Origin of the sequence: Streptomyces sp. G5(2025), assembly GCF_049542075.1 — a bacterium.
Lineage (GTDB): Bacteria > Actinomycetota > Actinomycetes > Streptomycetales > Streptomycetaceae > Streptomyces.
The window spans coordinates 1,103,894-1,125,586 of record NZ_JBMUZT010000006.1 but is presented as its reverse complement, the minus strand read 5'-3'; the positions used below and the strand labels follow the sequence as shown (position 1 = coordinate 1,125,586).

Sequence of the window (21,693 nt, the reverse complement as noted above, 5' to 3'; positions counted from 1 at the left end):
GCGGGGATGACCGCCCGCCCGGTTCGACCTGAGCCGCCGCCGTCACCGCCTCCTACGCCGACGAGTCGCTACGTGACCGCGCCACCGCGCCGGCACCGGGCGCCCGCGCCGAGAAAGGCCGAGTGCCGCGCCTCCGATGACCAGCGCCGCCGTCACGAGCAGCGCGCTCACCCACAGCGGTGAGCGGTAGCCGAGCCCCGCGAAGATCGCCAGGCCGCCGCACCAGGGGCCGATCGCGCCGCCCACGTTGAACGCGGCCGTGGCGAAGCCGCCGGCCAGGGTGGGGGCGCCCGTCGCCGCGTACAGGGCCTGGGAGATGAGCGTGGAGCCGACGCCGAACGCCAACGCGCCCTGGACGAGGACCAGGACGAGTACCGCCACCGCGGACGCGGCGGTCACCGCGAGCAGCACCCAGCCGGCGAGCAACGCGAGTGAACCGCCCACCAGAAGCGGCACGGGCCGCACATCGGCGACCCGCCCGCCCAGGCTGACACCGATGAACGAACCGATGCCGAAGAGGGCGAGCACCACCGGCACCCAGCCCGAGCCGAGCCCGGTCACCTTGGTGACCAGCGGCGCCAGATAGGTGAACGTACAGAACGTCGCACCGTTCACCAGCGCGCCGAGCAGCAGCGTGATCACGAGCCGCGGACCGCGCAGCGCGCGCAGCTCGCCGACGGCGCTCGGCGCGGTGGCGTCCGGCGCCCCGGCGGTCCCGGCCGGCACGGCCCGCCCGATCGCGAGGACGGCGGGCACGGAGAGCAGGGCCACGGCCCAGAAGGCCGAACGCCAGCCCCACACCTCGCCGAGCACCGCCCCCGCGGGCACCCCCGCGACACAGGCGACCGTCACACCGCCGAGCAGCACCGAGGTGGCGCGCCCCTTGGCGTTCGGCTCGACGATGCTCGTGGCCGTCACCAGGGCGACCGCGAGGAAACCGGCGTTGGCGAGGGCGCCGGCCACGCGCGTCGCGAGCAGCACCGCGAAGCTCGTGGTGAGCGCACCGACGACGTGGACCAGCAGGAAGGCGCCCAGGAAGGCCAACAGCGCGCGCCGCCGCGAGAAACGACGGCTCAGCAGGGCCATCAGCGGCGCGCCGACGACCATTCCCACGGCGAAGGCCGAGGTGAGATGGCCCGCGGACGGGATGGAGACATCCAGGTCCCGGGCGATGTCCGGCACCAGGCCGGACAGCATGAACTCGGAGGTGCCTTGCGCGAAGACGGCAAGTCCGAGCAGGTAGATGGCAAAGGGCACAGCGAAACTCCGCAACCACGGTGTGGACCGAACGAAACGATCAGGACACGGGAGCGGTGATCCGGTGGCTGCGCGAGCGCGCGGAACGCGGCACATGACGGTCGCGCGGATAGCGCACGTGCTGGTCGCGAAGAAGGCGCACGTGACGGTCGCGCGAAGGCGGCGGGGGCGTCAGTGCGACGGCGCGGGAAGCCACCGGACGACCGGTGGCGGGAGTCTGTCGGACTCGGGGCTGGACATGGTGCGCACGGTAGTCAGCCGGTGCGCACCCCGTCCACCGGATTACCGGGCGCTCTCGCTCCCGCCCTCGCTCCCGTCCCGGGTCTCGCTCTTCTCGTCGTACGTCGACATGCCCGCGTCCAGCAGCGGGTCCTGGGTCTTGAGGTGCGGCGGGGCGAACGCGCGCAGCACGTGATAGCCGGTGATGACGACGATCGTGCCGAGCGCGATGCCGCTCAGCTCGAAATTGTCGGTGAACTTCAGCGAGACGCCGCCGACGCCGATGATGATGCCCGCCGCGGCGGGGACCAGGTTCAGCGGGTTGCGCAGGTCCACCTTGGCGTTGATCCAGATCTGCGCGCCGAGCAGGCCGATCATGCCGTAGAGGATGACGGTGATGCCGCCGAGCACACCGCCCGGGATCGCCGCGACGACCGCGCCGAACTTGGGGCAGAGACCGAAGAGCAGCGCGAAGCAGGCCGCCGCCCAGTACGCGGCCGTGGAGTAGACGCGGGTCGCCGCCATCACGCCGATGTTCTCGGAGTACGTCGTGTTGGGCGGGCCGCCGACCGCGGTGGAGAGCATGGACGCGGCGCCGTCGGCCGAGATCGCCGTGCCGAGCTTGTCGTCGAGGTCGTCACCGGTCATCTCGCCGACGGCCTTGACGTGACCCGCGTTCTCCGCGACCAGCGCGATGACGACGGGCAGCGCCACGAGGATCGCCGACCACTGGAAGCTCGGCGCGTGGAAGGTGGGCAGCCCGATCCAGTCGGCCTTGCCGACGGCGGACAGGTCCAGGCGCCAGTGGTCGACAACCTTGCCCGAGCCGTCCGCCGAGTGGATCCTGCCGAAGACCTGGTCGAAGACCCAGGAGATGCCGTAGCCGAAGAGGAGGCCGAGGAAGATCGCGATGCGTGACCAGAAACCGCGCAGACACACCACGGCCAATCCGGTGAACAGCATCACCAGCAGCGCAGTCCACTGGTCCTGCGGCCAGTACGTCGACGCGGTGACCGGCGCCAGATTGAAGCCGATCAACATGACGACCGCGCCGGTCACGATCGGCGGCATCGCGGCGTGGATGACCCGCGCCCCGAACTTCTGCACCGCGAGCCCCACCAGGAACAGCGCGGCGCCGACCACGAAGACCGCGCCGGTCACCGTCGCGCTGGAGCCGCCCTGGGCGCGGATGACCGCGGCGACCCCGACGAAGGAGAGCGAGCAGCCCAGGTAGCTGGGGACCCGGCCGCGCGTGGCGAGCAGGAAGATGGCGGTCGCGACACCCGACATCATGATGGCCAGATTCGGGTCAAGACCCATCAAAACGGGCGCCACGAAGGATGCGCCGAACATGGCCACCACGTGCTGTGCACCGAGCCCGAAGGTGCGCGGCCACGAGAGCCGCTCGTCGGGCCGTACGACCGCGCCGGGGGCGGGGGTGCGGCCGTCGCCGTGCAGTTTCCAGCGCACGCCGAGATCCATGGTGAGTGTCGCTTTCTGTGCGCTGAGCCGGGCCGGATGTCGACTGCGCGTGGCCCGAAATGATCGACGCCATGTTAATGCGACATCAGTACGGCTTCGGTCCGCGTCAGCGCGACTTCCCTTCGGTCGGCTGCGGGCTCCGGGGCCGCGCCGGCTTGCGGCCGTCCGTCCGCAGCACCCCCGCGAAGACCGCGAGACCGAACGCGAGCAGCGTCACCAGGCCGAACGAGGTCACCAGGCTGGTCGCGTCCGCCAGCGTCCCGATCGCCGAGGGCGCGATCAGGCCCGAGGTGTACGTGATGGTGGCGACGCCCGCGATGGCCTGGCTGGGGTTCGGCCCGCTGCGCCCCGCCGCGGCGAACGCCAGCGGCACCACCACCGCGATGCCAAGACCCAGGAGCGCGAAGCCGCCCATGGCCATGAGCGGGTGGGAGGCGAGGACCACCAGCAGCCCGCCGAGCGCCGCGAGTACCCCGCCGACCCGCACCGTGCGCACCGCGCCGAACCGGTTCACCACCGCGTCGCCCGCCAGCCGTGCCACAGCCATGGTGAGCGTGAAGCCGGTGGTGGACGCGGCGGCGACACCGGCCGACGAGTCCAGGACATCCCGCAGATAGACCGCCGACCAGTCGAGGCTCGCGCCCTCCGCGAACACCGCGCAGAAGCCGACCGCGCCGATCAGCAGCGCCGACCTGGGCGGCAGCGAGAACCGCGGGGGCGCCTCTTGCTCGGGCGTCGCCTGGAGGTCGAGTACGCCCTGGCAGGCGGCGAGGCCGAGCGCGGTCAGGGCCGCGGCGGCCAGCGCGTGGTGGAGCCTGGCGTCCGAGCCGAGATGGGCGGCGACGGTGCCGGCCGCGGAGCCGATCAGGGCGCCGACGCTCCACATGCCGTGCAGGCCCGACATGATCGACTTCCGCATACGGTTCTCGGTCTCGACGCCGAGGGCGTTCATCGCCACGTCCGACATGCCGGACGTCGCGCCGTACACGAAGAGCGCCAGACAGAGCGTGAGCAGGTTCGGCGCGAGCGAGGGCAGGAGCAGGGAGAGCGTCCACATCGCGAGGAGTCCGCGCAGCGCGTTGCGGGCGCCGAAGCGGTGGCTGATGCGGCTCGCGAGCGGCATCGCCAGGGAGGCGCCGATCGCGGGGAAGGCGAGTGCGAGGCCGAGCATGCCCGCGCCGACCGAGGAGTGCTCCTGGATCCACGGCACGCGGGTCGCGAAGGAGCCGGTGACCGCGCCGTGCACACAGAAGACGGCGGCCACGGCGATCCGCGCGCGCCGCAACCGGGCCTCGTCGTAGACCGCTTCGCCGACCGCTTCGCCGACCGCTTCACTCATCGCGTCCCGCCCCTCCCGAAGGTGGCTTCCGTCACGGCGCAGGTGTGCCCCGATACGGGGCGTAAACTATCAGGAACCCTGCCTGATAAATAGAAGCTCCCGAAGTTCCTGTGGAAGGATCCCCGGCATGCCTGCCTCACCCAGTACCGCCCGGGCCATCAACGACCGGCTCGCGCTGGGCCTCCTGCAGAGCGAAGGGCCCCTCACCGCGAACCAGCTGAAGCAGCTCACCGGCCTGTCCCGGCCCTCCGTGGCCGACCTCGTCGAACGCCTCCAGGGGTCCGGGCTCATCACCGTCGTCGGTGAGGCGGGTGCCCAGCGCCGCGGCCCGAACGCCCGGCTGTACGGAATCGTCGCCGACCGGGCCCACCTCGCCGCGCTCGACGTACGCACCGACAGCGTCTCCGTCGTCGTGACCGACCTGCTCGGCGCGGTGCTCGCCGAGGCCTCCGCGCCCATCGGCGGCGACACCGCCACCGCGGTGGAGAGCGCCCTCACCCTCGTCGAGAGCGCCGCGCGCGAGGGCGGCGCCCGGCGGCTGCACACCGTCGGCATCGGCGCGCCCGGCCTCATCGACCCGGCCACCGGCGACCTGCACGACACGACCTCGCTGCCCGCCTGGCACCGCGCTCTCGTCGGCGCCCTCCAGGAGCGGCTCGGCGCGCGTGTCCTGGTGGAGAACGAGACCAACCTCGCGGCCCGCGCCGAACAGCGGGACGGTGCCGCCCACGACCGGGACACCTTCGTGCTGCTCTGGCTCGGTGAAGGCGTGGGCGCGGCCGTCGTGCTCGACGGGGCGCTGCGCAGGGGCGCCTCGGGCGGCACCGGAGAGATCGGCTTCCTGCCGGTGCCGGGCACGGGTGGACTGCCGTCCGCCACCGGCTGCGAGGGCGGTTTCCACTCGCTGGCCTGCGCCGCCGCGCTCCTTGCGCTCGGCGCGGAGCACGGGCTCGTGCGGCCCGGCATGTCCGCCGCCGACGTGGTGCGGCACGCGGTTCAGGCGCGCGAGGACGCCTTCCTGGACGCCGTCGCCGACCGCGTGGCCATCGGCGCCGCCGCGATGGCCGCGATCCTCGACCCCGGGTGCGTCGTACTCGGCGGCGAGGTGGGCCGCGCGGGCGGCGCCGCGCTCGCCGCCCGCGTCGAGGACCGTGTCACCACCATGTCACCGCTGCCCACGGAGGTCCGCGCCGGAGTGCTGGGCGGCTCCGCGGTATCGCGCGGCGCGCTCCTGGCCGCGCAGGACGCGGCCCGGGACGAACTGTTCGGCCCGCCGCCCGGCCGTTGAGGCGAGGCGGCGGGCCGACGCGGCGGACCGCGCGGTCAGGCGGGGATCAGCAGGCCCCCAGGTCCTGCCAGACGCCCCACTCGCCACCGGCGCCCGGCTCGTCGCCCTTCGTCCACCACTTGGCCTTGTAGGTGCGGGACTTGTGGGAGACGGCCGTTCCGGAGCCGTACTCGGCCGAGGAACTCCACGCGGGAGCCGTGCACGTACCGGGCGGCGTGGGCGGGTCGGTCGGCCCGGGCGGGTCCGTCGGTCCGGTGCCCGTGCCCGGCTCGACGACCGTGGTGCCGCGCGCCAGGTCACCGGCGAGCGCGTACGTCGTGCCGCTGATGTTCACCGTCCAGTTCCACGGGGTGGACACCGGCAGGTAGTAGTTGAAGGAGAGGTCCACGGACGCGCCGGGTGCCAGCGACTGCCAGGCCGGAAGCTTCAGCGAGACCCGGTGGAAGTCGCCCTTCAGACCGCCGACGTTGCTGCCCGTGTGGTCGCTGCTGATCACCTTCGTACCGAATCCGGACTGGTCGGAGGCGTTGCCCGGCGCCGAGGTGGAGTAGTCGAACTGGAACTCCGTGCCACCCGGCAGCGCCGTCTTCGTGTTGTTGGTGATCTTCACCTTGGGCGTGATCGGGTAGTTGGAGTCGCCGAGCTTGAAGTCCCCGAACTCCACACCGATGTCCACGGCCTTGGTGGGCATCTCCCTGTTCGCGACCTTCGCGCCGTATGGCTTGGCGGTCTTGAACTTGTCGTGCATCAAGGAGGTGAGCGTGTCGCCCATCTCGTACTGGCCCTTGGCGGCGTTCCAGTCGTAGTCGCCCGCCATCTCCCAGACCATCGTCCCGCCGATGCCCCGGTCGATCACGTAGTCGGCCTTCTTCGCCACCGACTCCTCGTCCTCCGTCGACAGGAAGACCTTCTTGTCCGCGTTCCACAGCCACGGCGCGACCAGCGAGGAGCTGTACTTGCGGGCGTAGGTGCCGGTCAGCTTGGTGCCCGCCGCGAAGCCGTACTTGGTGACGTAGTCGCCGACGATCCCCTTCTCCAGGTTCTTGGCGTGCCACATCGGGTTGGAGCCCGCCGGGGACTCCTTGCCGTTGTCGTCCTTGTCGTGCCAGAGGTTGTCGATGCCGACCGCGCCGTCACCGCACTTGGTCAGCCCCGAACCGGCCGGGCAGCTGCTCGCGGCGGCCTTGCCCCACAGCCCGTCGGTGCCGCCCTGCACGTTCTTGTGGCCGCGCGTGTAGTACGGAAGGCCGATGTTGATGCGCCCGGCGGGCATCGAGCCGCGGAAGTAGTGGTACGCCCAGTCGGTGTTCAGATAGCCGATGCCGCCGTACTGCTGGCTGCCATAGACACCCGCGGCCGCCAGCTCGGCGTCCTTGCCGTCGTCGAAGAGGGAGGCGTTGGGGCCGACGTACTCGTTCCAGGCGCCGTGCAGGTCGTACGACATGATGTTGACGTAGTCCAGGTACTTCTGGACCTGGAAGGTCTCCATGCCGCGCAGCAGGTAGCCGGACGAGGGGGCCGCCACGGTCAGCATGTAGTGCTTGCCGTCGGCCGCGCCCGCCCTGTCCAGCTTCTCGCGCAGGGTCTTCATCAGGGCCGCGTAGCCCTTGACCAGTCCGCCGCGCCGGGCGTTGGAGATCGGGAAGTCCGCCGGGTGGCCCGCGTCCTTCATCGACGTCGGGTACTCGTAGTCGATGTCGACGCCGTTGAAGCCGTACTTCTTTATGAAGGTGACCGCTGAGTCGGCGAAGGTGTCGATGCCGGCCTGGTTCACCGAGCCGTCGGCGTTGGTCGCCATCGAGTAGAAGCCGCCGGAGCCGACCCGCTTGCCGTCGTCGTCGAAGTAGCCGCCCGTCTCGGCCCAGCCGCCCACGGATATCAGCGTCTTGACGTCCGGGTGCTGCTTCTTGAACTTGCTGAGGAGGTTGAAGTGGCCCTTGTAGGGCAGCGCGGGATCCATCTCGGCGCCCGCGACACCCGGCCACGTCATGCCGGTCGCGGCGTTCTTCTCGCCGTCGGAGCCGACGGAGACCTTGTTGTCCTTGCCGACGTGCGCGAAGGCGTAGTTGATGTGGGTGACCTTGTCCCAGGGGATGTCGGGGGCGAGGTAGGCGGGCTCACCGTTCTTGCCGGTGCGCCAGCCCGTGAAGTAGCCGATGACGCGCCGCTGGTGGTCGGCGCCCATCTTCTCGCGGCCGTCGCTGTCGTAGACGGAACAGTAGGGAACGTCGACGCCGGGCGTCTTGTGGAGGCCGTCGGGGCGGCAGGACGAGTGGTCGGCGGACGCGTCGTCGGCGGCGTGCGAGACGCTGCCGGAGACCATGCCGAGCAGCATTCCGGCGAGCGCGGCGCCGGTCGCGAACAGGGCGGGTCTCGCGCGGTTGTGGGGCGGCATGCGGGCCTCCTGGGGACGGTGCGGAACACGGACGGGCTCCTCTGAGGTGACGCAGAGATTAAGAGGACTAGACCAGTCGGTCAATAGGTCTGGACCAAACTGGTTGAAGAGAAGATTGAACGGTGATGCTGTGAGCCGGCCCACAGCCGATCGCTCGCGTGACCGTCGATCAGACGTGGCACACTGGCCACGTACCAGAAGCAGCGCACTCCGGGGTCGGTGTAATTCCGAACCGGCGGTTACAGTCCGCGACCCGGCCGCCTCCAGCGGCCGGTTGACCAGGTGAAATTCCTGGACCGACGGTGAAAGTCCGGATGGGAGGCAGTGCGCGGCGGGCGGGCATCTTTGCACGCCGTCGTAGTGGCTTGTTCCTGGCTGCGGTCAGGAGTGGTTCCTGGGATCCTCCGGGGACACGTGTCCTTCGGCGTCGGCGTCGCTCCCGATGCCGTCGTCCGTACATGTCGTCGTCACGACAGCCCCGGAGTCCGTGCCCCACGAGGCAGGAGGACCCGGTGGCCACCCCCGTAGCCGAAGCAGCCGCCATGCGGCGCGCCATTGTGCTCGCCGCGCGCGGACTCGGTTCCACCAGCCCCAACCCCGTCGTCGGCTGCGTCATCCTCGACGCGTCCGGCGAAGTCGCGGGCGAGGGCTGGCACCACCGGGCCGGCGGCCCGCACGCCGAGGTCAACGCCCTGCGCGAGGCGGGCGAGGCGGCCCGCGGCGGCACCGCCCTCGTCACCCTGGAGCCGTGCAACCACACCGGCCGCACCGGCCCGTGCGCGCAGGCCCTCATCGGCGCCGGGATCGCCCGCGTCGTCTACGCCGTCGGCGACCCCACCCCCACCGCGACCGGGGGCGCGCAGACCCTGCGTACGGCCGGGATCTCCATCGAGCAGGGCCTGCTGGAGGCGGAGGCCGCCGAGGGGAACGCCGCCTGGCTGACCTCCGTGCGGCGCGGTCGCCCCCACGTCACCTGGAAGTACGCCGCCACACTCGACGGTCGTGTCGCCGCCGCCGACGGCACCAGCCGCTGGATCACCTCCGCCGAGTCCCGCGCCGACGTGCACCGGCTGCGCGCCGAGTGCGACGCCGTCGTCGTCGGCTCCGGCACCCAGCGCGCCGACGACCCGCACCTCGCCGTGCGGGGCATCGAAGGCGCCGTCCAGCCCCTGCGGGTCGTCATCGACACGAACGGCACCGCCGTCACCCCCGGCGCCCGCGTCCTGGACGAGGCGGCACCGACGCTGATCGCCGTCGCCGACGACGCCACGCCCGCGTACGAAGGCGACGCCACACCCGCGTACGAAGGCGCGGAGACCGTCCGGCTGCCGCGCGCCCAAGAAGGTGGGTTGGACATTCCAGCCCTTCTCGCCGTGCTGCACGCGCGTGGCGTGCGTTCCGTCCTCCTCGAAGGCGGCCCGACGCTCGCCGGGGCCTTCGTCGCCGCCGGTGCCGTCGACCGCGTCGTCGGCTACCTCGCCCCCGTCCTGCTGGGCGCGGGCCCCGCAGCCCTGACCGGCGGCGGAATCACCACCATCACCGACGCGTTGCGGCTCGACGTGAGCGAGACCGTCCGCCTCGGACCCGATCTGCGCGTCACCGCGACCCTCGTAGCGAAGGAGCACTGAAGTGTTCACCGGAATCGTCGAAGAGCTGGGCGAGATCACCGCCGTCGAGAACCTCCCCGACGCGTCCCGGTTCCGCCTGCGCGGCCCCGTGGTCACCGAGGGCGCCAAGCACGGTGACTCCATCGCGGTCAACGGCGTATGTCTGACGGTCGTGGAGCACGAGGGCGACGAGTTCACCGCCGACGTGATGGCGGAGACCCTGAAGCGCTCCGGCCTCGGCGCGCTCACCGTCGGCTCCCGCGTCAATCTGGAGCGCCCCACCTCGGTCGGCGCGCGCCTCGGCGGACACATCGTGCAGGGCCACGTGGACGGGACCGGCACGATCGTCGCGCGCGAGCCCTCCGAGAACTGGGAGATCGTCACGGTCTCCCTCCCCGCCGGCCTCTCCCGCTACGTCGTGGAGAAGGGCTCCATCACGGTCGACGGCGTCAGCCTCACCGTGGTCGACGCGGGCCCCGACCACTTCACCATCAGCCTCATCCCGACCACCCTCGCGCTGACCACGCTCGGCACCAAGCAGCCCGGCGACCCGGTCAACCTTGAGGTCGACATCATCGCCAAGTACGTGGAGCGCCTCCTCGGCGACCGCGCGCCCGCTCAGGAGGCCACCCGGTGAACTGGCTCAACTCCGAGGCCTTCACGGCCTTCGACCAGCGCATCATGTGGTCCGACATGATCGGCAACACCGTCGGTCTCGTCGCCCTCGCGCTCGGCTGGCGGCGCTCGATATGGACCTGGCCCGCCCAGCTCCTGTCCGGCGTCATCCTCGTCGCCGCGTACGCCTCCGCGCAGCTCTCCGGCGGCGTCGGCAAGCAGCTCCTCGTCATCGGCGTCGCGCTGTGGGGCTGGCGGCTGTGGACGCGCGGCACGCAGCAGGCGCAGGACGGCTCCATCGCCATCCGCTTCGCGACCTGGAAGGAGCGGGGCGTCCTGGTCGCGGGCACCGCCGCCGGCACGCTCGCGGTCGGCGCGCTGTTCGCGGCCGTCCCCTCGCTGTCCTGGAACCCCTGGCCGGACGCCTACATCTTCGTCGGCACGCTCGCCGCGATGGTCGCCCAGGCCCGCGGCCTCGTCGAGTTCTGGTTCGCCTGGCTGCTCGTCGACGTGGTCGGCGTGCCGCTCGCCTTCAGCAGCGGCCTGGCCTTCTCCGGCCTCGTCTACGTCGTCTACCTCGCCCTCGTCCTGTGGGGCATGCGCGACTGGTGGCTGCGCTCCCGCGCGGCGGCCTCTCGGCCCGTCATGGAAGGAGCCCCGGCATGACTCCGGCACCCGTCTGGTACAGCACCGCCCTCGACGAGGACACCTCGGACCTGTCCCTCGACCCGGTGGAGCAGGCCATCCGCGACATCGCGGCCGGCCGCCCCGTCGTGGTCGTCGACGACGAGGACCGCGAGAACGAGGGCGACCTCGTCGTCGCCGCCGAGAAGGCGACCCCCGAGATCGTCGCCTTCATGATGACCGAGTGCCGCGGCCTGATCTGCGCCCCCATGGAGGCCGGGGAACTCGACCGGCTGCGGCTGCCGCAGATGGTCGAGGACAACACCGAGTCGATGAGCACGGCCTTCACCGTCTCCGTCGACGCCTCCGCCGCGCACGGCGTCACCACCGGCATCTCCGCCGACGACCGCGCCACCACCCTCCAGCTCCTCGCGGGCGGCCAGGCCACGGCCGACGACTTCGTGCGCCCCGGGCACATCTTCCCGCTGCGTGCCCGCGCCGGTGGCGTCCTGGCCCGCGACGGCCACACGGAGGCCGCCGTCGACCTCGCCCGCCTCGCGGGCCTGCGCCCCGCCGGTGCCATCGTGGAGATCGCGGGCGAGGACGGCAAGATGCTCCGCCTGCCGGAGCTGATCCCCTTCGCCCGCAAGCACGGCCTGACGATCATCTCCATCGAGGACCTGATCGCCTACCGCCGCTCCTCGGAGCCCACCGTCCGCCGGGAGGCCGAGGTCAGGCTGCCCACCGCCTTCGGCGACTTCACGGCGTACGGCTACCGCTCCACCGTCGACGGCGTCGAGCACGTCGCCCTCGTCCACGGCGACATCGGCGACGGCGAGGGCGTCCTCGCCCGGCTCCACTCCGAGTGCCTGACCGGCGACGTCTTCCACTCGCTGCGCTGCGACTGCGGGCCGCAGCTGGAGGAGTCCATGCGGCGCATCACCGAGGAGGGCCGCGGCGTCGTCGTCTACCTCCGCGGCCACGAGGGGCGCGGCATCGGCCTGCTCTCCAAGCTGCGGGCGTACGAACTCCAGGAGCGCGGCAGCGACACCCTCGACGCCAACCTCGAACTCGGCCTGCCCGCCGACGCCCGCGACTACGGCGCGGGCGCCCGCATCCTGGACGACCTCGGCGTGCGGGGCGTACGGCTGATGACCAACAACCCCGACAAGGTCGACGCCGTCCTGCGGCACGGCCTGAGGGTCACCGCACGCGAGCCGATGCCCGTCACGGCCGGCGAGCACAACCTCCGCTACCTGCGCACCAAGCGGGACCGGATGGGCCACGACCTGCCCTGGCTGGACGCCCCCGGCGTCTCGACCTGCGGCAACCAGTAAGCACCCACCCCCGTCATCGAGAACCGAAGGAGAAGCGCGTGAGCGGCAAGGGCGCACCCGAACTGAGCGTGAAGAACTGCGGCGACCTGCGGGTCGCGGTGATCGCCGCGCAGTGGCACGAGAAGGTCATGGACGGCCTCGTCGACGGCGCCCTGCGCGCCCTGAACGAGCTCGGCATCAGCGAGCCGACCGTCCTGCGCGTGCCGGGCAGCTTCGAGCTGCCGGTCGTCGCGAAGGTCCTCGCCGGACGCGGCTACGACGCGATCGTGGCGCTCGGCGTCGTCATCCGCGGCGGCACCCCGCACTTCGAGTACGTGTGCCAGGGCGTCACCCAGGGCCTCACCCAGGTCTCCGTGGACACCGGCGTCCCGGTCGGCTTCGGCGTGCTGACCTGTGACACCGAGGAGCAGGCCCTGGACCGCGCCGGCATCGAGGGCTCCAGCGAGGACAAGGGGCACGAAGCGGTCACCGCGGCCGTGGCCACCGCCACCACGCTCCGTACCGTCTCCGAGCCCTGGCGCTGAGCGGGTCCGGGCGGGCGCGTAGAGTGAACGGCATCATGTCCAAGAAGACTTTCGAGGAGCTCTTCACCGAGCTCCAGCACAAGGCCGTCAACGGCGACCCCACGACCTCCCGCACCGCCGAGCTGGTCGACAAGGGCGTCCATGCCATCGGCAAGAAGGTCGTCGAGGAGGCCGCCGAAGTCTGGATGGCCGCCGAGTACGAAGGCAAGGAAGCGGCCGCCGAGGAGATCTCGCAGCTGCTCTACCACGTCCAGGTGATGATGGTGGCCCGCGGTATCTCCCTCGACGACGTCTACGCCCACCTCTGAGCCGTACGCCGGTCCCTCAGGCTCAACCCCACCACTCACGCGAAGGAATCCGACCTCATGCTGCGCATCGCCGTCCCCAACAAGGGTTCACTGTCCGGACCTGCGTCGGCGATGCTCCATGAGGCCGGATACCAGCAGCGCAAGGAGTCCAAGGAACTCGTCCTCGTCGACCCCGAGAACGAGGTCGAGTTCTTCTACCTCCGGCCCAAGGACATCGCGATCTACGTCTCGGCCGGGCGGCTCGACATCGGGATCACCGGCCAGGACCTGCTGGTCGACTCCGGTGCCAACGCCGAGGTGATCCTGCCGCTGGGCTTCGCCCGCTCCACCTTCCGCTTCGCCGCGAAGCCGGGCACGGCCACCGGCATCGAGGACCTCGCGGGCAAGACCGTCGCCACCTCCTACGAGGGCATCGTCGCCAAGCACCTCGCCGACAGCGGCGTCGACGCCTCCGTCGTCCACCTCGACGGCGCCGTCGAGACCGCCATCGAGCTCGGCGTCGCCCAGGTCATCGCGGACGTCGTGGAGACCGGCACCTCCCTGCGCAACGCGGGCCTGGAGGTCTTCGGCGACCCGATCATGAAGTCCGAGGCGGTCGTCATCCGGCGCACCGGCGCCGACGCCGCCGAACCCAAGGTGCAGCAGTTCCTCCGCCGCCTCCAGGGCGTCCTGGTCGCGCGGGCGTACGTGATGATGGACTACGACTGCCGCGCCGAGCACCTGGAGCGGGCCGTCGCCCTCACGCCCGGCCTCGAATCGCCGACGATCTCCCCGCTGCACAACGAAGGCTGGGTGGCCGTGCGCTCCATGGTCCCCGCCAAGGAGGCGCAGCGCGTCATGGACGACCTGTACGCCCTCGGGGCGCGGGCCATCCTCACCACCGCCATCCACGCATGTCGTCTCTGAACCGGCAGAAGGACCCGCTCGTGTCCGAGACCCCCGTCCTCCCCGTCACCTTCCGGCCGAAGCGGACCAGGGCGGTGCTGCTCGGCACGGGTGCGGTGATGTTCGTGGTCCTCACGGTGATCTCCCTGCTGCTGCCCACGCTCAGCCCGGGGGAGCGGATCAGCTTCATCTTCACCGGCGTCCTGCTCTTCGGCGCACTCATGCTGCTCAGCAGGCCCAAGGTCGTCGCCGACGACTCCGGAGTCACCGTCGTCAACATCGCGAGCAGCCGCCGTCTGGCCTGGGCCGAGATCGTCCAGGTCACCCTGCGCCCCGGCGACCCCTGGGTGTTCCTGAACCTCAGCGACGGCACCAGCCTGGCCGCCCTCGGCATCCAGCCGGGCATCGCCAGGGAGCAGGCCGTCGCCGACGCCAAGGCCCTCCGTGCCCTGGTGGACGCCCGCACGCCGCGAGGGGACTGACGTCCCGCGTCGCGTCTTGATTAATCTGGTGGCGGGGCGCGCCCGGTGTGCCGCCCCGCCCCTGACGGGCCCGCCCGGCCCCCAGGGGCTCCTGCTATCCGAGGAGTGACTCCCTCCGGCGATGGACGGATCGTCCTGTAGTACCCGCGCCGCCCTCTCCCGACATACCGGGACCCGTACGACCGGAGGGGCGGCGGCATGACAGTCCCCCTTCTGCTCCTTGCGGCGGCATTCCTGCTGATTCTCGCCAACGGCTTCTTCGTGGCGGCCGAGTTCGGCCTCGTCACCGTCGAGCGGCCCGACGCGGAGAAGGCCGCGGCCGACGGCGACCGCCGGGCCCGCACGGTGGTCGCCGCCCTCAAGGAGCTGTCGTTCCAGCTCTCCGGCACCCAGCTCGGCATCACCATCACCTCGCTCGTCGTCGGCATGCTCGCCGAACCGGCCCTCGCGCACCTGCTCGCGGGCCCGTTCACGGTGCTCGGCGTCCCCGACGGCGCCGTCGGCGGTGTCTCCGTGATGGTCGGCATGCTGCTCGCGTCCGCCGTGCAGATGGTCATCGGCGAGCTGGTGCCCAAGAACTGGGCGGTCTCCAGGCCGCTCCAGGTCGCGCGGTTCGTCGCGGGCCCGCAGCACGTCTTCGCGCGGCTCTTCCGCCCCGTGATCGCCCTCCTGAACGCCGTGGCCAACCGGTTGGTGCGCGCCCTCGGCGTCGAGCCCGCCGAGGAGCTGGCCTCGGCCCGCACCCCCGGCGAACTGGTCTCCCTGGCCCGCCACTCGGCCCGGGCGGGCGCCCTGGAGCAGGACACCGCCGACCTGTTCGTCCGTACCCTCTCCCTCGGCGAGCTGACCGCGCAGCACGTCATGACGCCGCGTGTGAAGGTCAGCGCGCTCCAGTCGTCGGCGACCGCCGAGGACGTGGTGAACCTGACGCGCGCCACCGGCCTGTCCCGCTTCCCGGTCTACCGCGAGCGGATCGACGAGATCGTCGGCATGGTGCACCTCAAGGACGCCCTGGCGGTCCCCGCCCACGACCGGCTGCGCACCCCGGTGAGCCGCATCGCGCAGGCCCCGCTCCTCGTCCCCGAGACGCTGCCCGTGCAGCCGCTCCTGGCGCGGCTGCGCAGCGAGCAGCCCATGGCCGTCGTCGTCGACGAGTACGGCGGTACGGCCGGGGTGGTCACTCTGGAGGACATCGTCGAGGAACTCGTCGGCGAGGTGCGCGACGAGCACGACCTCCTCGACGTGCCCGAGCTGTGCCCCGTGGCGCCCGAGGACGGCAGGCCCGCCTGGGACGCCGACGGCGGCTGCCGCGTCGACACCCTGCGGCGCATAGGACTCGACGTGCCCGAGGGGCCCTACGAGACGGTGGCGGGCCTCGTCGCGGATCTCCTCGGCCGCATCCCGGCCCCCGGCGACCGGGCCGAACTGCCCGGCTGGCGGCTCTCGGTGCGCCAGGTCGGGCACAACCGCGCGGAGCGGGTCAGGATCGCCATGACGGCGGACGCCCCCGCGCTCGCGGCCGCCGCGGAGGCCGGCCGATGAGTCTGGTCAGTCTGCTCCAGCTCCTCTTCGCCGTCCTGCTGGTGCTCGCCAACGGCTTCTTCGTCGGCGCCGAGTTCGCACTCGTGTCCGTACGCCGCAGCCAGATCGAGCCCCTGGACACCAAGCGGGCCCGCCAGGTCCTGTACGGCCTCGAACACCTGCCGCAGATGATGGCCGCCGCCCAGTTCGGCATCACCGTCTGCTCGCTGACGCTCGGCGCCGTCGCCGAGCCGACCGTGGCGCACCTTCTGGAGCCGCTCTTCCACGCGGTCCACCTGCCCGAGGGAGTGATCCACCCCCTCGGCTACGTGATCGCGCTCGCCGTCGTCGTCTTCCTGCACCTCGTCATCGGCGAGATGGTCCCGAAGAACCTCGCGATGGCGGCCCCCGAGAAGACCGCGCTCTGGTTCAGCCCGGGCCTCGTCGCCTTCGCCCGGCTGTGTCGGCCGGTGACGGTGGCGCTCGGGGCGTGCGCCCGCGTCGTCCTGAAGCTCTTCGGGGTGGAGCCCAAGGACGAGGTCGAGGCTGTCTTCACCAGCGAACAGCTCAACCGCCTCGTGGAGGACTCCGGCCAGGCGGGCCTGCTCGACCCCGAGGAGCAGGAGCGCCTGGAGGACGCCCTTGAGCTGGGCTCGCGCCCGGTGACGGACGTGCTCCTCCACACCGCCTCGCTGGTCACGGTGGACGCCTCGGTCACCCCGGCGCAGGTCGTCGGGCTGACCGGCCGTACCGGCTACTCCCGTTTCCCGGTCCGCGCGGAGAACGGTGCCTTCATGGGCTACCTCCACGTCAAGGACGTACTGGATCTGGAGGAGACCGACCGGGCCGTGCCCCAGCAGGTCTGGCGGCCGATGACGACCCTGCGGGCGGAGCTGCCGCTCGACGACGCCCTGACCGTGATGCGGCGCGCCGCGACCCATCTGGCGCAGGTCGCCGACGCCTCGGGCAGGGTGCTCGGCCTGGTCGCCCTGGAGGACGTACTCGAACTCCTGGTCGGCGAGGTCCGCGACCCGGCGCACCGCGTGGCGGTGCCCCGCAGGCCGCAGGAGGCCACGGGCGGCCGCGAGAACCTGGACGGCGCGCTCGTCGGGTGAGGGTGGCGTCCGGCGGGCGGCGGGGCGCGCCGGGGCTCAGCCGCCCGGCGTGTCCTGCGGCCCGCGCCCTGAGAGCACCTCGCCGTACGCCTGCATGAGGTCCGGGAGCCGCAGCGTCGACAGGTCCCCGCGGTCCGGCTCGCCCGGGTAGCAGGAGAGCCGCAGATCGCGGTAGGCGCAGCTCTTCTCATAGAGCGTGCGCAGGAACCGGCCGTTGCCCAGCTCGTCGATCCAGCCCTGGTCGACGACGTGCCCGCTGATGGAGCGCAGCTCCTCCACGGCCTCCTCGTCCCACACGTCGCCGTTCTCGGCGGCCAGCACCTCACCGATCGCCGTCAGCTCCAGGGGGCGGTACGAGGGGAAGTCGACCCGCGTCGTGAACCGCGAGGACAGGCCGGGGTTGGCGGCGAGCAGCCGGTCCATGCCCTCGGGGTAGCCGGCGAGGATCACCACGAGGTGGTCGCGGTTGTCCTCGGCCCGCTTCAGGAGCACCTGGAGCGCCTCGTCGCCGTACGCGTCGCCCTTGCCGTACCCGGAGTTGGAGAGGGAGTACGCCTCGTCGACGAAGAGGACGCCGCCGATGGCCGAGTCGATCAGTTCGTTGGCCTTCACGGCGGTCTGGCCGAGGTACTCGCCGACGAGGTCGGCGCGCTGCGCCTCCACCAGGTGGTCACCGCCGAGCAGCCCGAGGGCGTAGAACACCCGGCCGAGGATGCGGGCCACGGTGGTCTTGCCGGTGCCCGAGGGACCGGAGAAGACGAAGTGTCGTTTCGGCGGCTGCACGGGCAGGCCCTCGGCGGCCCGTAGCCGTGCCATGTTCAGCTGCGCGGAGAGCGCCTTGACCTGGCGTTTCACCGGCTCCAGGCCGACCATGCCCTCCAGTTCGGCGAGCGCGGCCTCCAGGAGCGCGGGGTCGGTGGGCCCCGGCGGCAGCTGTGGGGGCCCCGGCTTGATGGGGATGATCGCCTTCTCTCGGACGGCGTCGGCCTCCGGGGAACCGCTCTGCGTGCCGGGCGGCCCGCCCGGCGGCGGCTCAGGGCCGGTGACCTTCACGTCGCGGCCCTCGGTGCCGAAGAGGACGTCGATGCCGTCGGGCCCCTCCAGCGCGTCCTGGCCGCCGCCCGCCAGGCTGATCGCCGCGGCGAGGTCAGCCGCCTCGTCGTAGCCGTCGCCCTCGGCGATCGCCGCGAGCCGTGCCGAGGTGTCCATGAAGGCGGCGTCGACCCGGTGCACCGCGCGGTACAGGGGCAGCGCCGCCGCCGAGCGCCCGGTGCCCTCGTGCGCGCGGGCCAGCCAGTACCGCAGCTCCTTGCGCTGGGGCTGCTCGCTGCGGCACCGCATCAGGGCGGCGGACAGCAGCGGCTCGGCCTGGCCGTACATCTCCAGGCGCACCCGGGCCATGCCGCCGAAGAGCCCGGCCTCGATGCCCAGCATCGGGTCGTCAATGAGCGGGTCGGTGTGCCGCACCAGCTGCTCCCAGTCCTTGACCAGGTAGGCGCGGCAGGCGTGCAGGAACCGCACCTGCGGGTCCGCGTCGACGGGCGGCAGGCCCGCGAGCGCCCGGTCGAGCTCCGGGACGTGGCGGCCGTCGAGCCAGTGGGAGGCGTGCGCGAGCAGCAGGTCGCGGGCGCTCTCCAGGACGGGCTGGACCCACCAGCCGAGCCAGTACCAGGAGTTGAGGGTGCGCGCGTGCCGCCCCCGCTGCTCGCCGAACCGGGCCCGGTGCTGGAACATCCGCAGCAGCGCCGTCGTCGTGTCCACGCGCAGCGCGTGCAGCCCGAGCCAGGCGTCGGCCATGCCGGGATCCATCCGCACCGCTGTGCGGAACTCCTCCTCGGCCTGCGGATAGGCGCCCATCGTGTAGGCGTCGACGCCCCTCAGCCAGGCGAGGTCGGCCGGGGCGGGTGCGCCCACCGCGTCGAAGTCCATCGCGTCCCCCACGAGCCGTGCCCCCGTTTGCGTACCAGCGGGCCGGTGCCCGCCGGCCACTTCGCTGAACCGCCGTGCTGCGGACGGGAGTTGATCCGGCGCGCAGAGCATCCGTCCGGAAAAGGCGCACCGATAGGCATCGTACCTGCGGGGGAGCGGTCGGCCGTAGGGTGCCGCACTGCCGGATCGGCTGGAAAGGGCCGTCGGGAAGCGGGGTCGATGGTGACCGAGGGTGAGCGGATGGCGGCTCGGAGCGGTCGGGAATCGGGCCCGGAGGGCAGAACGAAGCCCCCGATCACGGGGGAACAACCGGGGGCTTCGCGTCTGCGGGCGGCCTCGGAAGGCCGCACCATCAGAACGTAAGTCCTGTAAGGCCCCTGGGTCAAGCGGAGTTGGGGCACTCGTGAAAAGTCGCCGGGCCAACTGGAAGTCGTTTTCCGGGGGTTCAGCGGACCGCCGACGGCCCCTCACCCTGGGTGACGGCTTGGGTTCCGGCTGACGCCCCACCGGGCCCCCGCAGTACCTCGTATCCCTCTGGGCACTGTCGTACCAAGAGGTCGGCGAAGGGCCGGGAAGGGTCCACGGTGAAGTGCCGCAGTTCCGCGGGCTCCCACCCGTCCCAGAAGTCCCGTTGGACCACCCCGTCCCTGCGGCGCCCGCGCTGCCACGCCGCCTCGCGCGGCACGTCCATCCACAGCACGGCGGCGAGGTGCCCGCGCAGCGCGCGACGGCCCGCGCCCACGCCCTCGACGATCACCACGGGCGCCGGCGGCAGGGTCTGCTCGGCGGGGCCGAAGCGGCGCTCGGTCCAGTCGTACGCGGCATAGCGCGCCGTCTCGCCGCGGGAGAGCGGATCGAGGATCCGCCGCCGCAGCCGTTCGGTCCAGTCGAACAGGTGGTCGTGGCTCGCGATGTCGTCGAGCCGCAGGACCGGCGCGCCGCCGAGCGCCTCGGCGAGGCGCCGCGCGAACGTCGACTTCCCCGAGCCCGCGTGCCCGTCGACGGCGATCAGCCGGACGGGGCCGCACGAGGGCGACAGGCCGCGCAGGGCGGTCGCGAGCGCGGGCAGCGAGGTCAGTGGGGTGCGTGGGGCGTTCGGGGTGCGCGGGTCAGGGGTCATCATCGGCAAGCCTACGGCGCGCGGAAGCAGGTGTTCCGCGTGCCGTCCCAGGTCATGCCATTGGTTGAGGCCAATATTGGTGCGCGCGGTGGTGCCCGAAGCGCTGGCAGAAGTCGGCCGGGACCGGCCATAGTTGCCCCACTTCCGTGCGGCCGACCACTTCCGTGCACCGGAACGCCTCCGCGCACCTGAACCGACCCTTCCGGCTCCGGCCGGAGACCACGTCGACTGGGGGTCCCCCTGATGGACCGAGCTGACCGAGCTGACCGCCCCGCCCGGGGCGACGACATGTCCCGCAGATCCGTGTTCGCCACGGCCGCCGCCCTGGCCGCCGCCGCGGCGGCCGCGAGCCCCGCTCTGGCCACGGGCGGCCAGGCCGGAGGGCGCCGCGCACCGCGCGCGGACCGCTTCGTGGACAACCGCTTCTGGACCTCGTACGAGGACTGGCGCACCGGCACCGCCGAGGGCACCGCGGTCCTCGCCAAGGGCCGCCCCGGCCTGCGGATCGCCAAGGCCGCAGGCCGCACCGACTACACCGACCCGCACACCGGCACGACCGCCACCTGGGAGTACGCGCGCTGGACCTCGCCCACGCACCGCTCCACGGTCCCCGCGACGGAACTCATCGCCTCCTGGAACGCGCACACGCCCGCCGGGACCTGGCTCCAGGCCGAACTGACGGGCACCTACGCCGACGGCACGAAGAGCCCCTGGTACGTGATGGGCCGCTGGGCGGCCGGTGACGACCGAGAGACCGACATCCGGCGGACCTCGGTCGACGACCAGACCGACGGCACCTCGACGGTCTGGACGGACACGCTCTCCCTGGACGACGCGGCGGCCGGTCCGCGCGTCGTCTCCTACCGGCTGCGCCTGACGCTGTACCGCAAGCCGGACGCCACCGCGACCCCCACGGTCTGGCGACTCGGCGCGATGGCCTCGGCGGTTCCGGACCGCTTCACCGTCCCGGCCTCCGAGCCGGGCCTCGCCAAGGAGCTGACGGTCCCGCGCTACTCGCAGGAGATCCACGTCGGCCAGTACCCGGAGTACGACAACGGCGGCGAGGCCTGGTGCAGCCCCACCTCCTCGCAGATGATCATCGAGTACTGGGGCCGCGGGCCGAGGCCCGAGGACCTGGCCTGGGTCGACCCCTCGTACGCCGACCCGCAGGTGTGCCACGCGGCCCGCCGGACGTTCGACTACCAGTACAACGGCTGCGGGAACTGGCCTTTCAACGCGGCGTACGCGGCGACGTACAAGGACCTCCAGGGCGTTGTCACCCGCCTCGCCTCGCTCACCGAGCTGGAGATGCTGATCGCCGCGGGCATCCCGGCCATCACGTCCCAATCCTTCCGCAAGGAGGAGCTGACGGGCGCCGGATACGGCACGGCGGGCCACCTGATGACGGTCATCGGCTTCACGGCGGACGGCGACGTGATCGCCAACGACCCGGCATCGCCGAGCAACGAGGCGGTGCGCCGCGTCTACAAGCGGCGTGAGTTCGAGAACATCTGGCTGCGCACCAAGCGCTACAACTCCACCGGCAAGGTCGTCTCCGGCACGGGCGGCGTCTGCTACCTGTACTTCCCGGTGAAGCTCTCCACGGCGCAGCGGCAGGCCCTCGCGGCGGTCGGCGTCAAGTGACC

Annotated in this window: 18 protein-coding genes and 1 riboswitch; of the genes, 12 read left to right on the top strand and 6 right to left on the bottom strand. The window is 72.0% G+C overall.

What is annotated here, in order from left to right:
* Positions 1-42: 42 nt before the first annotated feature.
* The 3 genes from ACOBQB_RS15885 to ACOBQB_RS15875 form a co-directional block, all read right to left on the bottom strand.
* Positions 43-1,257, bottom strand: coding sequence for a Cmx/CmrA family chloramphenicol efflux MFS transporter (locus tag ACOBQB_RS15885; protein ID WP_423592403.1), 1,215 nt, complete (start codon positions 1,255-1,257; stop codon positions 43-45).
* 282 nt (positions 1,258-1,539) lie between these two features.
* The gene (locus ACOBQB_RS15880; protein WP_423592401.1) at positions 1,540-2,958 is read right to left on the bottom strand and encodes a uracil-xanthine permease family protein; all 1,419 of its coding nucleotides are present in this window, start codon (positions 2,956-2,958) and stop codon (positions 1,540-1,542) included.
* Positions 2,959-3,064: 106 nt separating this feature from the next.
* Entirely contained in the window at positions 3,065-4,297 is a 1,233-nt protein-coding gene (locus tag ACOBQB_RS15875) for an MFS transporter (RefSeq protein WP_423592399.1), read from the bottom strand.
* A 127-nt stretch (positions 4,298-4,424) separates the two neighbouring features.
* On the opposite strand from ACOBQB_RS15875, the gene ACOBQB_RS15870 reads away from it, so the two are divergent.
* On the top strand, positions 4,425-5,585 hold the full coding sequence (locus ACOBQB_RS15870) for an ROK family transcriptional regulator (RefSeq protein WP_423592397.1): 1,161 nt from the start codon (positions 4,425-4,427) through the stop codon (positions 5,583-5,585).
* Between the two features lie 46 nt (positions 5,586-5,631).
* On the opposite strand, the gene ACOBQB_RS15865 is transcribed toward ACOBQB_RS15870, so the two are convergent.
* Positions 5,632-7,980 carry a chitinase C-terminal domain-containing protein gene (locus ACOBQB_RS15865; RefSeq protein ID WP_423592395.1) on the bottom strand — a complete coding sequence of 783 codons (2,349 nt, stop codon included), beginning with the start codon at positions 7,978-7,980 and terminating at the stop codon, positions 5,632-5,634.
* Between the two features lie 201 nt (positions 7,981-8,181).
* A riboswitch (FMN riboswitch) is annotated at positions 8,182-8,312 on the top strand.
* A gap of 210 nt (positions 8,313-8,522) precedes the next feature.
* Here ACOBQB_RS15865 and ribD point away from each other — a divergent pair.
* The 10 genes from ribD to ACOBQB_RS15815 all read left to right on the top strand — a co-directional run bounded on the left by ribD (position 8,523) and on the right by ACOBQB_RS15815 (position 16,998).
* Positions 8,523-9,608, top strand: a complete 1,086-nt coding sequence (ribD, locus tag ACOBQB_RS15860; RefSeq protein WP_423598516.1) for a bifunctional diaminohydroxyphosphoribosylaminopyrimidine deaminase/5-amino-6-(5-phosphoribosylamino)uracil reductase RibD — start codon at positions 8,523-8,525, stop codon at positions 9,606-9,608.
* Position 9,609: 1 nt separating this feature from the next.
* Positions 9,610-10,224 carry a riboflavin synthase gene (locus tag ACOBQB_RS15855; RefSeq protein WP_423592393.1) on the top strand — a complete coding sequence of 205 codons (615 nt, stop codon included), beginning with the start codon at positions 9,610-9,612 and terminating at the stop codon, positions 10,222-10,224.
* A 44-nt stretch (positions 10,225-10,268) separates the two neighbouring features.
* Entirely contained in the window at positions 10,269-10,868 is a 600-nt protein-coding gene (locus ACOBQB_RS15850) for a nicotinamide mononucleotide transporter family protein (protein ID WP_423598514.1), read from the top strand.
* Positions 10,865-12,163 (top strand): bifunctional 3,4-dihydroxy-2-butanone-4-phosphate synthase/GTP cyclohydrolase II, encoded by a 1,299-nt coding sequence (locus ACOBQB_RS15845; protein WP_423592391.1) that lies wholly within the window; start codon positions 10,865-10,867, stop codon positions 12,161-12,163. Before ACOBQB_RS15850 ends, ACOBQB_RS15845 begins: the two co-directional genes overlap by 4 nt.
* 38 nt (positions 12,164-12,201) lie before the next feature.
* A complete protein-coding gene (ribH, locus tag ACOBQB_RS15840) occupies positions 12,202-12,687 on the top strand; it encodes a 6,7-dimethyl-8-ribityllumazine synthase (RefSeq protein ID WP_223773483.1) in 486 nt (161 codons plus the stop codon).
* A gap of 35 nt (positions 12,688-12,722) precedes the next feature.
* Positions 12,723-12,995, top strand: coding sequence for a phosphoribosyl-ATP diphosphatase (locus tag ACOBQB_RS15835; protein WP_389316650.1), 273 nt, complete (start codon positions 12,723-12,725; stop codon positions 12,993-12,995).
* A 57-nt stretch (positions 12,996-13,052) separates the two neighbouring features.
* Positions 13,053-13,901: an ATP phosphoribosyltransferase gene (gene hisG, locus ACOBQB_RS15830; RefSeq protein ID WP_423592390.1), complete on the top strand. Its 849-nt coding sequence runs from the start codon at positions 13,053-13,055 to the stop codon at positions 13,899-13,901.
* Between the two features lie 20 nt (positions 13,902-13,921).
* Entirely contained in the window at positions 13,922-14,362 is a 441-nt protein-coding gene (locus ACOBQB_RS15825; RefSeq protein ID WP_423592389.1) for a PH domain-containing protein, read from the top strand.
* A gap of 198 nt (positions 14,363-14,560) precedes the next feature.
* Positions 14,561-15,904 (top strand): hemolysin family protein, encoded by a 1,344-nt coding sequence (locus tag ACOBQB_RS15820; protein ID WP_423592388.1) that lies wholly within the window; start codon positions 14,561-14,563, stop codon positions 15,902-15,904.
* The gene (locus ACOBQB_RS15815; protein ID WP_423592387.1) at positions 15,901-16,998 is read left to right on the top strand and encodes a hemolysin family protein; all 1,098 of its coding nucleotides are present in this window, start codon (positions 15,901-15,903) and stop codon (positions 16,996-16,998) included. Before ACOBQB_RS15820 ends, ACOBQB_RS15815 begins: the two co-directional genes overlap by 4 nt.
* A gap of 36 nt (positions 16,999-17,034) precedes the next feature.
* Here the strand turns inward: ACOBQB_RS15815 and ACOBQB_RS15810 are convergent, their stop codons facing one another.
* Together ACOBQB_RS15810 and ACOBQB_RS15805 are read right to left on the bottom strand one after the other, a co-directional pair.
* Positions 17,035-18,927 carry an AAA family ATPase gene (locus tag ACOBQB_RS15810; protein ID WP_423598512.1) on the bottom strand — a complete coding sequence of 631 codons (1,893 nt, stop codon included), beginning with the start codon at positions 18,925-18,927 and terminating at the stop codon, positions 17,035-17,037.
* A gap of 445 nt (positions 18,928-19,372) precedes the next feature.
* Positions 19,373-20,047, bottom strand: a complete 675-nt coding sequence (locus ACOBQB_RS15805; RefSeq protein WP_423592385.1) for a uridine kinase family protein — start codon at positions 20,045-20,047, stop codon at positions 19,373-19,375.
* Positions 20,048-20,335: 288 nt separating this feature from the next.
* Between ACOBQB_RS15805 and ACOBQB_RS15800 the strand changes: the two genes are divergently transcribed.
* Positions 20,336-21,691 (top strand): peptidase C39 family protein, encoded by a 1,356-nt coding sequence (locus tag ACOBQB_RS15800; RefSeq protein ID WP_423592384.1) that lies wholly within the window; start codon positions 20,336-20,338, stop codon positions 21,689-21,691.
* Positions 21,692-21,693 lie beyond the last annotated feature (2 nt).

Bases quoted from the DNA above. Each gene is read 5' to 3' on its own strand.
- ACOBQB_RS15880 (WP_423592401.1), bottom strand. From the start codon at position 2,958: ATGGATCTCGGCGTGCGCTGGAAACTGCACGGCGACGGCCGCACCCCC.
- ACOBQB_RS15875 (WP_423592399.1), bottom strand. From the start codon at position 4,297: ATGAGTGAAGCGGTCGGCGAAGCGGTCGGCGAAGCGGTCTACGACGAG.
- ACOBQB_RS15870 (WP_423592397.1), top strand. From the start codon at position 4,425: ATGCCTGCCTCACCCAGTACCGCCCGGGCCATCAACGACCGGCTCGCG.
- ACOBQB_RS15865 (WP_423592395.1), bottom strand. From the start codon at position 7,980: ATGCCGCCCCACAACCGCGCGAGACCCGCCCTGTTCGCGACCGGCGCC.
- ribD (WP_423598516.1), top strand. From the start codon at position 8,523: ATGCGGCGCGCCATTGTGCTCGCCGCGCGCGGACTCGGTTCCACCAGC.
- ACOBQB_RS15850 (WP_423598514.1), top strand. From the start codon at position 10,269: ATGTGGTCCGACATGATCGGCAACACCGTCGGTCTCGTCGCCCTCGCG.
- ACOBQB_RS15845 (WP_423592391.1), top strand. From the start codon at position 10,865: ATGACTCCGGCACCCGTCTGGTACAGCACCGCCCTCGACGAGGACACC.
- ACOBQB_RS15835 (WP_389316650.1), top strand. From the start codon at position 12,723: ATGTCCAAGAAGACTTTCGAGGAGCTCTTCACCGAGCTCCAGCACAAG.
- hisG (WP_423592390.1), top strand. From the start codon at position 13,053: ATGCTGCGCATCGCCGTCCCCAACAAGGGTTCACTGTCCGGACCTGCG.
- ACOBQB_RS15820 (WP_423592388.1), top strand. From the start codon at position 14,561: ATGACAGTCCCCCTTCTGCTCCTTGCGGCGGCATTCCTGCTGATTCTC.
- ACOBQB_RS15815 (WP_423592387.1), top strand. From the start codon at position 15,901: ATGAGTCTGGTCAGTCTGCTCCAGCTCCTCTTCGCCGTCCTGCTGGTG.
- ACOBQB_RS15810 (WP_423598512.1), bottom strand. From the start codon at position 18,927: ATGGACTTCGACGCGGTGGGCGCACCCGCCCCGGCCGACCTCGCCTGG.
- ACOBQB_RS15805 (WP_423592385.1), bottom strand. From the start codon at position 20,047: ATGACCCCTGACCCGCGCACCCCGAACGCCCCACGCACCCCACTGACC.
- ACOBQB_RS15800 (WP_423592384.1), top strand. From the start codon at position 20,336: ATGTCCCGCAGATCCGTGTTCGCCACGGCCGCCGCCCTGGCCGCCGCC.